The 13,183-nt window shown below is 71.5% G+C and carries 9 protein-coding genes; 2 read left to right on the forward strand and 7 right to left on the reverse strand.

Annotation, left to right across the window (positions count from 1 at the left end):
• Nucleotides 1–484: 484 nt before the first annotated feature.
• The 4 genes from ACMA1D_RS11065 to ACMA1D_RS11080 form a co-directional block, all read right to left on the reverse strand.
• Nucleotides 485–1,828, reverse strand: coding sequence for a protoporphyrinogen/coproporphyrinogen oxidase (locus tag ACMA1D_RS11065; protein ID WP_414723715.1), 1,344 nt, complete (start codon nucleotides 1,826–1,828; stop codon nucleotides 485–487).
• A 179-nt stretch (nucleotides 1,829–2,007) separates the two neighbouring features.
• The gene (locus tag ACMA1D_RS11070) at nucleotides 2,008–3,615 is read right to left on the reverse strand and encodes a class I adenylate-forming enzyme family protein (RefSeq protein ID WP_414723716.1); all 1,608 of its coding nucleotides are present in this window, start codon (nucleotides 3,613–3,615) and stop codon (nucleotides 2,008–2,010) included.
• Nucleotides 3,616–3,625: 10 nt separating this feature from the next.
• Nucleotides 3,626–4,615, reverse strand: coding sequence for a UbiA family prenyltransferase (locus ACMA1D_RS11075; RefSeq protein ID WP_414723717.1), 990 nt, complete (start codon nucleotides 4,613–4,615; stop codon nucleotides 3,626–3,628).
• A gap of 17 nt (nucleotides 4,616–4,632) precedes the next feature.
• Complete coding sequence (locus ACMA1D_RS11080) at nucleotides 4,633–5,976, reverse strand: FAD-dependent oxidoreductase (RefSeq protein ID WP_414723718.1); 1,344 nt, start codon at nucleotides 5,974–5,976, stop codon at nucleotides 4,633–4,635.
• A 219-nt stretch (nucleotides 5,977–6,195) separates the two neighbouring features.
• On the opposite strand from ACMA1D_RS11080, the gene ACMA1D_RS11085 reads away from it, so the two are divergent.
• Entirely contained in the window at nucleotides 6,196–8,442 is a 2,247-nt protein-coding gene (locus ACMA1D_RS11085; RefSeq protein WP_414723719.1) for an MMPL family transporter, read from the forward strand.
• 170 nt (nucleotides 8,443–8,612) lie between these two features.
• Here ACMA1D_RS11085 and ACMA1D_RS11090 read toward each other — a convergent pair whose 3' ends face one another.
• From ACMA1D_RS11090 to ACMA1D_RS11100, 3 genes are all read right to left on the reverse strand, one after another.
• Nucleotides 8,613–9,878, reverse strand: coding sequence for a S8 family peptidase (locus ACMA1D_RS11090; protein ID WP_414723720.1), 1,266 nt, complete (start codon nucleotides 9,876–9,878; stop codon nucleotides 8,613–8,615).
• Between the two features lie 327 nt (nucleotides 9,879–10,205).
• A complete protein-coding gene (gene ligD / locus ACMA1D_RS11095; protein ID WP_414723721.1) occupies nucleotides 10,206–11,228 on the reverse strand; it encodes a non-homologous end-joining DNA ligase in 1,023 nt (340 codons plus the stop codon).
• A gap of 55 nt (nucleotides 11,229–11,283) precedes the next feature.
• Complete coding sequence (locus ACMA1D_RS11100) at nucleotides 11,284–11,514, reverse strand: DUF5133 domain-containing protein (protein ID WP_414723722.1); 231 nt, start codon at nucleotides 11,512–11,514, stop codon at nucleotides 11,284–11,286.
• A 588-nt stretch (nucleotides 11,515–12,102) separates the two neighbouring features.
• On the opposite strand from ACMA1D_RS11100, the gene ACMA1D_RS11105 reads away from it, so the two are divergent.
• A partial coding sequence (locus tag ACMA1D_RS11105) for an ATP-binding protein (RefSeq protein ID WP_414723723.1) occupies nucleotides 12,103–13,183 on the forward strand: 1,081 nt, incomplete at its 3' end.

Below are 13,183 nucleotides of genomic sequence, written 5' to 3' on the forward strand. Positions count from 1 at the left end.
GTCAAGGGTCGTGAAACGCGCAGGTAGAAGCGCCTTTTCGCGTCACGCCCGATTCGCTCGTGGTTTCTCTGAACCTCAGACGATCCACCAGCATTGGTCATCAACAACGGTGCTGCGGGCACCCTACAAGGCCCCGTCAGATGTCCGTGAACCGGGGGTGGGGTTATGGCGTTCGCCCTGCTCAGCGCCGGTGCGAGGAGCGGTCTACGGCGGTCGGGCAGGGCGCGGCCGGGCGGCACGGCGGCCCCGGAGCGCACACGGCGCTGCCGGGGCCGTCGCCGGGCCGGGCGGTACGCGGGAAGCCGCGCGGCCCGGCCGCCTTGGCCGGGAATCAGGGCTTCCGCAAGGCCGGCGGAAGGGGCGTCGGGGAGGCCCGGGGAGGTGGTGGGGAGTGCGCCGGGCGCGGGCGAGAAGCGGCGGAAGGGCGGTCGGGGGCGAGGGCCGGGGCGGTCCGCGGGGAGGCACGGACCGCCCACGGCGCCGCTCAGGCCGTCCGGGACAGCAGCCGCTCCGCCGCCCACTCGCCCGACTGCACCGCCGCCTCGCTCGACGGCCGCTGGTACACCCAGTCACCCGCGTACTCCACCGCCCGCGCCGGCCGCCCGGCGAAGGCGCTCTGGAGCCGCAGCGCCTGCGGTGACGCCTCCGGCGACGCGTACCGGAAGCGGTGGACGAACGCCCGCTGGAGCGCCGCGCCGAGGCCCGGTGCGTACCGCTCGGCGCGTGGCACCAGCGCCGCAAGCACCGCATCGTCCGGCTGGTCGAGCAGTTCGCGGGTGGCCCGCTGCGCGGTGAGGATGCTCACCAGGCCGCGGCCAGCCGGCGCCCGGTTGGCGGCCTTCGCGTGCTCGAACGTCACCCCGCTGACGTAACCGTCCTCCACCTCGGGCACCAGGACCGCGTACACCTCGGGGGTGCCGCGCCGCTGGGGTGGCATCAGGGGCCGGTCCACCAGGCAGGTGATGCGCATCATCGGGGAGTACGAGGCGGCCTGGAGGTACGGTGCCTCGTCGGCGGGCGCGCCGGGGCGCAGCGCGTGGGCCAGGGGGGCCGGCACCGCGAGGACGGCCTCGCGCGCCGTCACCGTCTGCCCGTCGGCGAAGACCAGGGTGACGCCCGCGTCGGTGTCCTTGACCTCGGTGACGGCGCGTGAGGTCCGTACGTCCAGGTGTCCGGCCACCGACCTGGCCAGCGCGTCCATGCCGTCCCGGTAGGTGCGCCAGCCCAGCAGCCCGCGGGTGGAGAGCATGGTGGACACCAGCGGGCCCGCGCACGAGCGGTGCGGGTCCCAGGCCCAGGCGGTGGCCACCGCCGGCTGCAACACGTAGTCGTACAACTCGCGGTTGCGGCCGGTGGCCAGACTGGCGACGGTACGGGTGCCGAGCGGGCTCTGCCCCGGGTGCCGGGTGTCGAAGCCCCCGGCGGAGCCGGCGATCTCGCCCACCAGGGAGCTGAGCGCCAACCGGCCGCCGAGGGTGAGGCCCGATCCGCTCAGCGCCCCGAACCAGTGCCCGGTACCGGCGTGCGCCCGGCCGTCCCGCCACACCCCGGCGAGGCTGGTGACCTTGCGCACCCCGCCGTCGCGGTCCAGGCCGACCGACCTGATGAGCCGCCAGGTGGCGTCGTAGCCGGCCGCGGCCAGCGTCTCGGTGCCCTCCTCGACGATCCAGCCGTCCACCCGGCGGGCCTTCATCCGCCCGCCGACCGCCTGCTCCGACTCGAAGACCACCGGCCGGCGGCCCGCCTCCTGTAGCCGGTAGGCCGCGGTGAGCCCGGAGATCCCCGCGCCCACCACGGCGATGTCCACATCGGCCAGGTCTCGCGCCATGCCGCTTCCTTCCCTCTCCTCGTGGTGCCTTCGTGCCCTGCTGCCCTGTCGCTCTGCTGCGTCGGTGCTGCGCCGTGCTGATGGTGGTGTCGGTCCTCCGTGTCCTGGCGCTCCGGCGCTCTGGTCGTGCCGCGGACCAGAGCGCCGTGGCTGCGCCGTACGGACGTCCGCCCCTGACGTCAGGTCCAGCGCCCGGTGCCGTACGCGGCGGCGTCGCCCAACAGCCGCTCCCGCAACTCCATGCGCCGCACCTTGCCGGTGCTGGTCCGTGGGAACTCCTCCCAGGCCAGCAGCCGCGGATCGGCGAGCCGTGGCAGGTCGGCGGTGGCCCGCTGCCACGCCGCCTGGTCCCACGAACCGTCCCGCGTGCACACCACCGGCAGCGGCAACTCCCCGGGCACGCCGATCACCGTCGCCTCGATCAGCCGCGGCAACCGGTCGGCCAACACGTCCTCCAACTCGATGCAGCTCATCCCCGGGATCACATCGACCTCCCGGTCCAGCAGCCGGAACGCCCCGGTCTTGCTGCGCACCGCCCAGTCACCGGTGTTCCACCACTTGCCCGTGGCCTTCAGGTGCCACCGGTCCTCCTCGCCGAGATAGCCCACGCACCGCCCGTAGGTGCGCGAGAGCACCACCCCCGGCGTGCCGTCCGGCACCGGCTGCAACGTCTGCGGATCGACCACCTTCATCCCGGTGAAGCCGGGGATCGGACGGCCCACGTCGCGGATGGTGGGGTGCCGGTCGCCCTGCGCCTCCAGATCGCGCCTGGCCAGCAGCCGGAAGGTCATCGGCCCGGTCTCCGACTGCCCCCACCCCTGCAACCAGGTCGGGAAGCGTCGCTCGCTGGCCCGCAGGAAGGTGCGCACCGTCGGCGGGTGCATCGCGTCGAAGGTGCTCACGTAGACCCGTACGTCGGTGAAGACGTGGTGCGCCCGCTCCGCCAGCGGCTCCCACCCGACGTACGTGGCGGGCAGCGCCTCCAGGTAGGTGGGCCGGTGCCGGCGGAACATCCGCTCGGCGGTCTGGGGCGAACCGTCCGTCAGCACCAGCGCGTGCCGCGGTTCGAGCCGCAGCGTCCCCGCGCTCCAGGTGATCATCCGCATGTGGTTGTACGCGATGGCCGTGGCCACCGTGTCCCGGTGCTTCATGCCGACGATGGGCCACGGCAGCGACTCGGTGCGGCTCAGATGCCCCATGATCGTGTCGGCCGAGTGCACCACCAGCTTCGGCACCCCGGTGGTCCCCGAGGTGTGGGTGGCCACCATCGGCTCGTACGAAGCGGCGTACACCGTGCCCGGCACCCGGGCCCCGCGCACCTCGTCCACGTGCACCGCGCCATCGACCGGCGCGTCGATGGTGAGCACCCGGGCGGCGAAGGCGGTCACGTCGACGCCGGCGGCTGCCGCGCCGCGCACGATCGCGCTCGTGGTGACCAGCACCCGGGCGTCCGCCCGCTTGAGCACCGTCTGCAAGGTGTCCGGCGGCAGCGCGCCGGCCACCAGCACCGGCAGCGCGCCGATCCGCGCCGCCGCGGCGGCCAGCAGCAGGTAGTCCCAGTGGTTGTCCTTGGCGATCGCCACCCGGGCGCCGGGACGCGCACCCGCCTCGTACAGCCAGGCCGACGCCTCCGCCACCAGATCGGCCAGTTGCTGCACCGTGTAGTGCGCGCCCCGCTCGGGGGCGATGTCGAAGGGCCGGCTCAGGTGGAAGTGCGTGCGCCGACCCCGGTCCGCGTGGCTCTCGAAGAGCGAACCCAGGCCGGACGACCTGTTCGTGCCACTCATGACTCTCCTGTCAGTGAATGAGGTTGACCAAGATCAGGCAGGCCACGCCGGTACGGAAGGCCAGCACGCCACGCCGCCGGGCCAGCAGCGCGTCCCCGTTCCGCAGGAAGGACATGTACTGCCGCACCCGCAGCGCCGTCAGCGGCAGCATCACCAGCACCAGCCACCACGGCCCCCAACCGACCGCGGCGGCCAGTGCCGTCAGCGCCACGTCCACGGCGCTGAGCACCCCGATGAACAGCCGGTTGCCCCGCGCCGAGGCGCGCACCGCGACCGTGGAGCGCCCCACCGCCGCGTCGCCCTCGATGTCCTTGGTGTTGGAGTACGCGGAGACCAGGATCTGCCACAGCCCGAACAGCACGCCCTCCACCAGCAACAACGCGGGCAGGTCGCCGGCGACCAGGCCGTAGGGCGCGATGACGATGACCATCGGGCAGCCGGCGATGAGCAGTTCGCCCAGCCCCTTGTAGCTGAGCCGCAGCCCCCACGAGTACTGCCAGCTCGACAGCAGCACCAGGCCCGTCAGGACCAGCGCCCACACCGGCTGCTCGGCCGCCGTGAGGGCCGCCGCCGACCACAGGGCGACGCCCCAGGCCAGCGCGAGGTAGCCGAACCACTGGGCCTGGCGCAGCCGCAGCGCGCCGGTCAGCAGCGGCTTGCGCTGGAGCGGGCGCAGCTCCGTGCCGTCCTTGCTGAGGTAGTTGGCCGCGTCGCTGCCGTCCTGGAAGCCGTTGACGTCGTCGAAGGCCATCACGGCCGAGACCACGCCGATCTCGCCGAGCAGGAACAGACCGAGCGTCAGCAGCCCGTCCCCGCCGAGCCCGGGGCCTGCGATCAGCGCCGAGACGACGACCAGGACGCTGAGGTAGTAGTCGAGGACGAATTCGAACTTGGCCAGGCGGGCGAAGGCCGACAGCCGCGGGGCGAACCCCTGGGCCGGCGAACCGGGGCCGGGCGCACCCTGGGCGCGCCTGGCCCCGGCGGCGGTGATCGCATTCATGGGCGGCCCGCCGCGCCTCAGCCGACCGTGAGCAGCTTGTCGGCTGCCCGGATGCCGGAGAGCATGGCGGCCTCCGAGATCGGCGAGGTGAAGTAGTCGCCGGCGAAGACCACCGGGGCGTGCTGGAGCCGGATCACGCGGGCCGACTTGCGGTACCGGCCGGGCTCGGGCACCGGCATCGCGAACGGGCGCTCGGCGATCTCGAACGGCTCGGCGTCCGCGGGGAAGTCCGGCCAGAGCGAGGTGACCAGGCGCGAGGTCTCCGCGAACTGCTCCTCGGTGGAGAGCTTGAGGAGGCGGCGGGTGGCGGCCCGACCCGGGTAGACGAACGCCAGGTGCTTGTCGACCGGGCGGCCGTTCGCGTCCCGCACCTGACGCGGGAAGGTGATGATGGTCTTGACCGGTGGGTCGTCCGCCCCGGCGGCCACGATGTGCGCCTCGGACGGCATGCTGCTGAAGTCCACCAGGTAGGAGACCGACAGCGCCGGCTCGTACTTCTGGGTGGCCAGGAAGTCCCGGGTGTCCTCGCCGACCACCTGGCGCGGCAGGGCGGCGGTCAGCTTCGCGGCGACCGGGGCCGGGGTGGCCACCACGACGTCGTCGAAGACCTCGTCGGACAGCGTGCCGTCCGCGTCCCGCGCGGTGATGCGCACCTGTCCGTCGAGCACCTGGAGGTCGGTCACCTCGTTCTCCAGGCGCAGCTCCGCGCCCTCCGCGTTCTTCTCGGCGATGATCTCCATGCCGCCCTTGAACACGTAGAACTTGGCGCCGGCGATCTGCGCCTGCATGGCCCGCACGTGCGCGGCCGAGATGTCCTCACAACGCCACAGCCAGAACGACTCGATCTCCGGCCGCAACAGATTGTCGAAGCCGCGCTGCGACATGCTCTTGCGGGCGTACTCGGCGGCATTGGTGCCATCGTCGTACTTGGCGAGCTTGACCGGGTCGAAAAGGTCGAGTTCCTTGCGCTTTAGCGTTTCCTTCAAGGTGGCGGTGAGGAAGCCGATACGGTCCCCGAGCTTTACGTGCGGGAACGTGAAGAGGCTCTTCATCGAGTCCGAGAGGAGCTCGGCCGGCTTTCCGTTGTCGACCACGATGACGTTGTTCGACATTTCCGTGAGCTGGTCTTCGAGACCGTACTCGCGGATGCGCTCGAACATGATCTTGTAGAAGCTCGTGAACCACAGGTTGACGCCGACGTCGGGCTCGATCTCCGGCCGGTGCCAGGACCGCGCACGCCCGCCGAGACCAGCGGTCGTCTCGTAGATGACCACCTCCCGCCCGTTCTTCAGCAGCTCCTTAGCAGCGGCGCAGCCAGCCATGCCGCCGCCGACGACGGCAGTCCTCTTGCGTCGAGCCATGCGTGTCGCACCTCCACAGAACAGGGTCGCTTCCGAGCTCTCGGAAAACGTAAATCCGTGCGGAGGGGCGATAAATAGCAGGCGTGGGACAAGAGTTGGTAAGCAGACTCTTGTCATGGCCGGCAAAAGGACTTGCACGGGTCGTGCACTGGCGCAAAGGAGTAATCTGACCCTCCAGCCGCCTCGGCCGACCGCGCCCCGAATGAAGGGTCACGTCAGATGTTCGCCTCGCTGGCTCGCTTCACCTCCGGTCGCAGCCGACTGGTGCTCTATCTCTCCGGCGCCCTCTTCGTCATTGCGGGGGCACTGGGCGGCGGAGTGATCTCCAAGCTGTCGGCGGGCGGATTCATCGACGGCTCAACGGAATCCGCCAAGGCCGCCGAAATCATGGAGGACCGCTTTCACGCGGGCGCCCCCAACTTCACGCTGCTCCTCACCGACCGGCGGGGCGTGGACGATCCCGCGGTCGCCGCCGCGGGCCGGGCGCTCACCGACCGGCTCTCCCGCGAGAAGCACGTGGAGCAGGCCGTCTCGTACTGGTCGCTCGGCAAGGCGGACGCCCTGCGCGGCAAGAGCGGCGACCGGGCGCTCGTACTGGCCCGCATCGATGGCGACGAGGACCAGGTGCAGGACCGGTTCTCGGCCTTGGAGTCGCGGTACGAAGGCGACGTCGACGGGGTGGACGTTCGTATCGGCGGCACCGCGCTCGCCAACAAGGAGATCGTCGACACCACCGAGAAGGACCTCCTCAAGATCGAGCTGGTGACCTTCCCGGTCCTGTTCGTCGTCATGCTCTTCGTCTTCCGCACACTGGTCGCCGCGCTGGTGCCGCTGCTGGTCAGCGGCCTGACGATCGTCTCGGTGCTGCTGACGCTGCGCATCCTGACGCTCTTCACCGAGGTGTCGGTGCTGGCCACCAACGTGGCCACCGGCCTCGGACTCGGCCTCGCCATCGACTACAGCCTCATCCTCATCAAGCGCTACCGCGAGGAGCTGGCGCACGGTGCCCCGCCCGACGGCGCCATCGCCACCGCGCTGCGCACCGCGGGCCGCACCGTCGTCTTCTCCGCGGTCACCGTCGCCCTGGCCCTGGCCGCCCTCCTCGTCTTCCCCTTCTACTTCCTGCGTTCCTTCGCGTACGCGGGCATCCCCACCGCGCTGATCGCCGCCGCGGTGTCGGTGACGTTCCTGCCCGCGCTGCTCAAGGCGCTCGGCCCGCGCATCGAGAAGGGCCGCATCCTCGGCAAGCACGGGAAGGCACCCACCGCGCCCGACCCGGAAGCCGGCTTCTGGCACCGGCTGGCGGTGACGGTCATGCGCTTCCCGCTGCCGATCGCCGCCGCCGTCATCGGGCTGTTGCTCTTCCTCGGCGCGCCCTTCCTGGACCTGAGGATGAGCCTGGCCGACGAGCGGGTGCTGCCGGCCAACACCCAGTCGCGTGAGGTGGGCGAGACGATCCGGGGCGACTTCAACGCCCAGGAGACCCAGGCGCTGAATGTCGTCCTCTCCGACACGCCCGGCAAGGACGAGCGCGGCGCCATCGCCCGCTACGCCGAACAGCTCTCCCGGCTGGACGGTGTCGCCCGGGTCGACACCGAGGCCGGCACCTTCGCCGGCGGCAAGCTGGTCGCCCCGCCGACCCCGACCGCCGACCGGTTCGGCACCACCGACAGCACCTACCTGTCGGTGGTGCCAAGGAGCCAGTCGCTGTCCGAGAAGGGTCGCGAGCTGGTCAAGGACGTACGGGCCGTCGACGCCCCGTACGACGTGCTGGTCGGCGGCCCCGCGGCCGAGTTGGAAGACTCGATCAGCGCCATGAACGACCGGCTGCCGCTGGCGCTGGCGGTCATCGCGATCAGCTCGTTCCTCGTGCTGTTCCTGTTCACCGGAAGCGTGGTGCTGCCGCTGAAGGCCCTGGTGCTCAACTGCCTGAGCCTGAGCGCCACCCTGGGCGTGCTGGTCTGGGGATTCCAGGACGGCCATCTGGAGGGCGTCGTCGGCGACTTCGTCGTCACCGGCACGATCACCTGGACGGTGCCGGTGCTGCTGTTCTGCATCGCCTTCGGACTGTCCATGGACTACGAGGTGTTCCTGCTCTCCCGCATCAAGGAGGAGTACGACCGCACCGGCGACAACACCCGGGCCGTCGCCCGCGGCCTGGAACGCACCGGCTCGACGGTGACCGCCGCCGCCCTGCTGATCGCCATCGTCTTCCTGGGCTTCGTGATCTCCGGCATCGTCTACCTGAAGGCGATCGGCGTGGGCCTGGCCCTGGCGGTGCTGATGGACGCGACGTTGGTGCGCGGCGCCCTGGTGCCGGCCTTCATGCGACTGGCCGGCCGCGCCAACTGGTGGGCCCCGGGCCCGCTGCGCGCCCTGCACGCCAAGGTGGGGCTGCGCGAGGAAGCGGCCGAACCGGGCCCGCCGGGCGAGGACCGGAGCGGGTCACCGGTGCGGCGGGGCTAGCGCGACCGGCCGGTGCTGAGTGCGACCGGCCGGTGTCGAACGCTATCGGTCGGTGTCGTACGAGCCGTCGGCACGCCCCGCCGGAGCCTTGCGCCGAAGCCCTGCCGTAGGGGCCCGAGCGCGCCGGGTCGGCGGCCCGCCCACCGCGGCCCGCCGACCCGGTGCCCCGGTCACCGCCCGGCGGCAGCCACGTACAGCAGTCGGTTGGGCGAGCCCTTGCCGATGTTCTTGAGCTGCCCCTGGGTGGCGGTGGAGACGATGAGCTTCTTCGCCTCGGCCATGGTCAGCTTCGGGTTGTCGTGCACCGCGATGGCCAGGGTGCCGGCGGCCAGCGGGGCCGCGAACGAGGTGCCGTTCCAGCCGCGGACGACCGCGGTGTCGCTCGCGTGGCCGGCCCCGGTCACGTCGGCCCCGGGGGCGAACGCGGTGAGACAGGAACCGTAGCTCGACGGGTTGGCACCGGTGTTGCGGGCGTCCTTCCTGGTGGTGGCGCCCATGGTGATGCCCCGCGGGTCCTTGGGCGAGTTCTGGCAGTCGCCCTTGCCGAAGTTCCCGGCGATGAACACCAGGAGCAGCCCCTTGTTGATCATCGCCTTGGCCGCGTCGTCCATGGCCCGGTCGGCCACGCCGTCCGCGCTCTGGATGCTCATGTTGACCACCGAGGACGCCGGCGCGTTCTTCGCCGTCCAGTTCATGCCGTCCAGGATCTGCTCGGTGGTGGCGCTGTTGTCACACCCCAGGATGCGCACCGCGCGCACCCTGGCCTTCTTCGCCACCCCGTACGTCTTCCCCGCGATGTGGCTGGCCACGAACGTGCCGTGGCCCGCACAGTCAGTGGTGCCGTTGCCGTCCTTGATGGCCGAGTAGACGCCCGACGCGCGCCCCTCGAACTCCCGGTGCCCGGCTCGTATGCCCGAGTCCAGCACGTACACCGGCACTCCGGACGCGTCGCCGGCGGGCGCGTACGTCGAGTTGAGCGGCAGCTTGCGCTGGTCGATGCGGTCCAGGTGCCAGGGCGCGCGCTGCTGGGGTTGCGGGACCGCCCTGAGGCGGGCCGACTCCTGCCGGTGCACCCGCACCGGCTGGACGTAGGCCACCGACGGGTCGCGGCGCACCTGTTGGAGCGCGGCGGCCGGCAGGTCGGCGGAGAAGCCGCGCAGCGCCGCGGTGTAGGAGTGGCGCACCGTGCCGCCCGCCTCGGCCGCCGTGGCGGTCGCACCGGCCAGCGCCTGGGCGGTCGACTCCGTACGGGCCGACGCGGCAGGCTCCTTGAGGACGACGACGTACCGGCCGTCGACGGCGTCCGCCCCCGCGGCGTACACCGGGGCGAGCGGCCCCCGAGCGGGCGAACCGGCGCTGGCCGACGGCGTGAAGACGGCACCGCCGGTTGCGACCAGGGCAACGGTCAGCGGTACGACCAGGGTTGATCTCGCCATGAGGCTTCTCCTGTGAGGGTTGGTGTTCTGTGAGGGTTGGTGGTCCGCGGTGGCACATCCGCGGATACGGATCAGGGGTGTGTGGGGCGGGAAGGGGGTGGCTGTCGGTGATGGGGTTCGGGCGTAGCGGAATAGTGGAGCGGTGGAAGCAGGTCGGGGGCGCGGGTCCGTGTCGCGACGCCGCCCGGCCGATGGTGTCGAACTCATGGCCACAGGACAAGGAAGGGCCGACAACTTTGTTGGATCTTCGCGGTGGGTTGCTGGGGAACTGGGTTACCAGCGTCGGGGTGGGGCCGAGTCGTGGGTGCTGAGGAGTAAGCCCCCGCCCTACCGACCCGCAGGCTCCTCCCGCACCACCTCGCGGGCCGCCTTGTCCTCACGCAGCCCCAGGAACCGCGGATGCCGCAACATGCCGTCCCTGGTCCACTCCGTGAAGGCGACCTGGGCCACCAGTTCCGGCCTGACCCAGTGCGCGCCGCGCTCCCGTACCGGGTCGGCGAACGGCGACCGCTCGCTGGTCAGGGCGTCCAACTGGGCACGCAGCCGGCGCAGCACGGCCTCCGTGTAGCCGGTGCCGACCTTGCCCGCGTACCGCAGTCGGCCCTGCGCGTAGTGGCCGAGCAGCAGCGCCCCGAAGCCGGTCCGGCCGCCTGCCGGCTCGGTGTAGCCGCCGATGACGAACTCCTGGCCGCGCGCGCACTTGAGCTTGAGCCAATCCGGTGACCGGCGCGGCTGGTAGCGGCCCTGCGCCCGCTTGGCGATCAGCCCCTCCCAGCCGCGGGCGCACGCCTGGTCGAGCAGGTCCTGGCCGCCGTGGTTGCGGTGGGTGGTCAGCCGCAGCGGCTCCCGGTACGTCAGCGCCCGCCGCAGCAAGGACTTGCGGACCCGCAGCGGCAACGCCGTGGTGCGGTACCCATCGAGCGCCAGCAGGTCGAACAGGTAGTACGTGACGGCGATGCCGGTGGCGCGGGCGCGGCGCGGATCGGTCAGACCCATCCGGCGTTGGAGCCTGGCGAAGTCGGTGCGTCCGTGCGCGAGTGCGACCACCTCGCCGTCCACGGTGAAGTGCGCGCGGCCCTGACCGGCCAGGGCCGCGACCAGTTCGGGGTAGGTGGCACCCAGGTCGTTCCCGCGCCGTGACAGCAGGCGCACCGGCTGCGCGGCGTCAGGCTCACACACGGCGAGCACCCGCACCCCGTCGAGCTTGCGCTCGAAGACCCACCCGTCGTCGAACTCCCGCCGGTCACTGGGCTGGGCGAGCATCGGGTGCGCCGCGAGCTCCACACCCGGTGGCGCCACCGTGAGCAGCGCACGGTGTGCGGCGGGCAACCCTGCCAGCAACTCACTCATCACAGGGCCCGCCCCGCACCGAAGGGGCGGCGAGCGGCACCCCGCGCGGCCCGGCTCACGCGGGCAACGCCGGCCCTTCGCCCTCCCGCCCGACCCGGCCCAACTGGCGCCGCGCCGCCTGCAACGCCGCCTCGATCTCCCGGGTGCCGGTGGTCACGCACAGCGTGTACACCACGTCATCCATGCGGCGCCGCTCCTGCGCACCGCCGTGCGTCGTGCACTGTCTGCGCTGCGCCTCGTAACGAGCGATGAGTTCGCGCAGCACCGAGGGGTGAGCCATCAGCATCGTGGGTGTCCTTTCGCCACACGCGCCGCCTGCGGCGTTGGGGGCGGCCCTGGTCGCTGACTGTTTCGGCCATGATGCCCGCGGCCGGCCCGCACCGCACGGTGGGTGGGGCGTCCGGGACCGGGGGAGCGGGCTCCTGCGCACGAACCGACGCCGATGCGCCGTGGCCGCCTCCGGCGAGGTGGGCGGGTGCCTGGCACCGCGGCGGCCGTCGCATCGCCCCGTAGCCGTCTCCGAGGGGCACTACGGAGCCGTTCTGCGCCGCGCACGGGCCTCTTTTTGAGCGGGCCGCGGCACTCGATGGAGAATCCGCTGTGCGCGAATCTAAGGGCTTTGGGGTTGCGCCTGGTAGGGGGGATCGGCTCTAGGGGAGATTGGTCTTCAGGTGGGCTGTGGAGCGGCTTAAAATTGAAGATTCCGCGCTACGGCTCGGTGTGCTAAAACTTTACCTCGATTCCTGCATCAGTCCGCAGCGCAGGCCCAGCCGTTCGGTTGGGCCTTGTAGTCGATCCTCCGTCCGACGTGCCCCGTCCCCGTGCCCATGCCGGGTGGGGCCTGGTCCGTCGTGCCAGAAAAGAGAGCGCCCTGGTGACCGATCTCGACATCTCCGCCGACTCCTCCGTCCCCGCCGCCGATGCCACCCCGGCCGGGCCCACCACGGGCCGGGTAGGAAACGCGTCCTATACCGGTGGCGACATCCAGGTCCTTGAGGGCTTGGAGGCCGTCCGTAAGCGGCCCGGCATGTACATCGGCTCGACCGGGGAACGGGGCCTGCACCATCTGGTCTACGAGATCGTCGACAACGCCGTCGACGAGGTGCTGGGCGGCCATGCGGACCGCATCGACGTGACGATCCTCGCCGACGGCGGCATCCGGGTGGTCGACAACGGCCGGGGCATCCCGGTCGACGTCATCCCCTCCCAGGGCAAGCCGGCGCTTGAGGTGGTGCTGACGGTGCTGCACGCGGGCGGCAAGTTCGGCGGCGGTGGCTACGCCGTCTCCGGTGGTCTGCACGGCGTAGGCATGTCGGTGGTGAACGCGCTGTCGGCACGGGTGGAGGCGGAGGTCCGCTACGGCGGGTACCGCTGGAGCCAGGGTTACGTCGCGGGTGTGCCGACCGCGCCGCTCAAGCGCCACGAGGAGAGCGCCGACACGGGCACCTCGCTGACGTTCTGGGCCGACGGCCACGTCTTCGAGACGACCGAGTACTCCTTCGAGACGCTCGCCCGCCGGTTCCAAGAGATGGCCTTCCTCAACAAGGGCCTCACTCTGTCACTGACGGACGAGCGCGCGTCCGCGCGGGCCACCGCCGGTGCCGACGATCCCCGCGCCGACGCGCTGGGAGTGGCCGCGCGGACGGTCGCGTACCGGTACGAGGGCGGCATCGTCGACTTCGTGAAGTACCTCAACTCCCGCAAGGGCGAGCCCGTCCATCCGTCGATCATCTCGCTGGCGGCTGAGGACACGGAACGCCTGCTGTCGGTGGACGTCGCAATGCAGTGGAGCAGCCAGTTCTCGGACAGCGTGTACACCTTCGCGAACACCATCCACACCCATGAGGGCGGCACCCACGAGGAAGGTTTCCGTACGGCGCTGACGAGCCTGGTCAACCGGTACGCGCGGGAGAAGAAGCTGCTGCGTGAGAAGGACGACAACCTCACGGGTGAGG

It is taken from the genome of Streptomyces sp. 796.1 (assembly GCF_047525675.1).
In the GTDB taxonomy this organism is placed as follows: domain Bacteria; phylum Actinomycetota; class Actinomycetes; order Streptomycetales; family Streptomycetaceae; genus Streptomyces.

Bases quoted from the DNA above. Each gene is read 5' to 3' on its own strand.
- ACMA1D_RS11065 (WP_414723715.1), bottom strand. From the start codon at position 1,828: ATGGCGCGAGACCTGGCCGATGTGGACATCGCCGTGGTGGGCGCGGGG.
- ACMA1D_RS11070 (WP_414723716.1), bottom strand. From the start codon at position 3,615: ATGAGTGGCACGAACAGGTCGTCCGGCCTGGGTTCGCTCTTCGAGAGC.
- ACMA1D_RS11075 (WP_414723717.1), bottom strand. From the start codon at position 4,615: ATGAATGCGATCACCGCCGCCGGGGCCAGGCGCGCCCAGGGTGCGCCC.
- ACMA1D_RS11080 (WP_414723718.1), bottom strand. From the start codon at position 5,976: ATGGCTCGACGCAAGAGGACTGCCGTCGTCGGCGGCGGCATGGCTGGC.
- ACMA1D_RS11085 (WP_414723719.1), top strand. From the start codon at position 6,196: ATGTTCGCCTCGCTGGCTCGCTTCACCTCCGGTCGCAGCCGACTGGTG.
- ACMA1D_RS11090 (WP_414723720.1), bottom strand. From the start codon at position 9,878: ATGGCGAGATCAACCCTGGTCGTACCGCTGACCGTTGCCCTGGTCGCA.
- ligD (WP_414723721.1), bottom strand. From the start codon at position 11,228: ATGAGTGAGTTGCTGGCAGGGTTGCCCGCCGCACACCGTGCGCTGCTC.
- ACMA1D_RS11100 (WP_414723722.1), bottom strand. From the start codon at position 11,514: ATGCTGATGGCTCACCCCTCGGTGCTGCGCGAACTCATCGCTCGTTAC.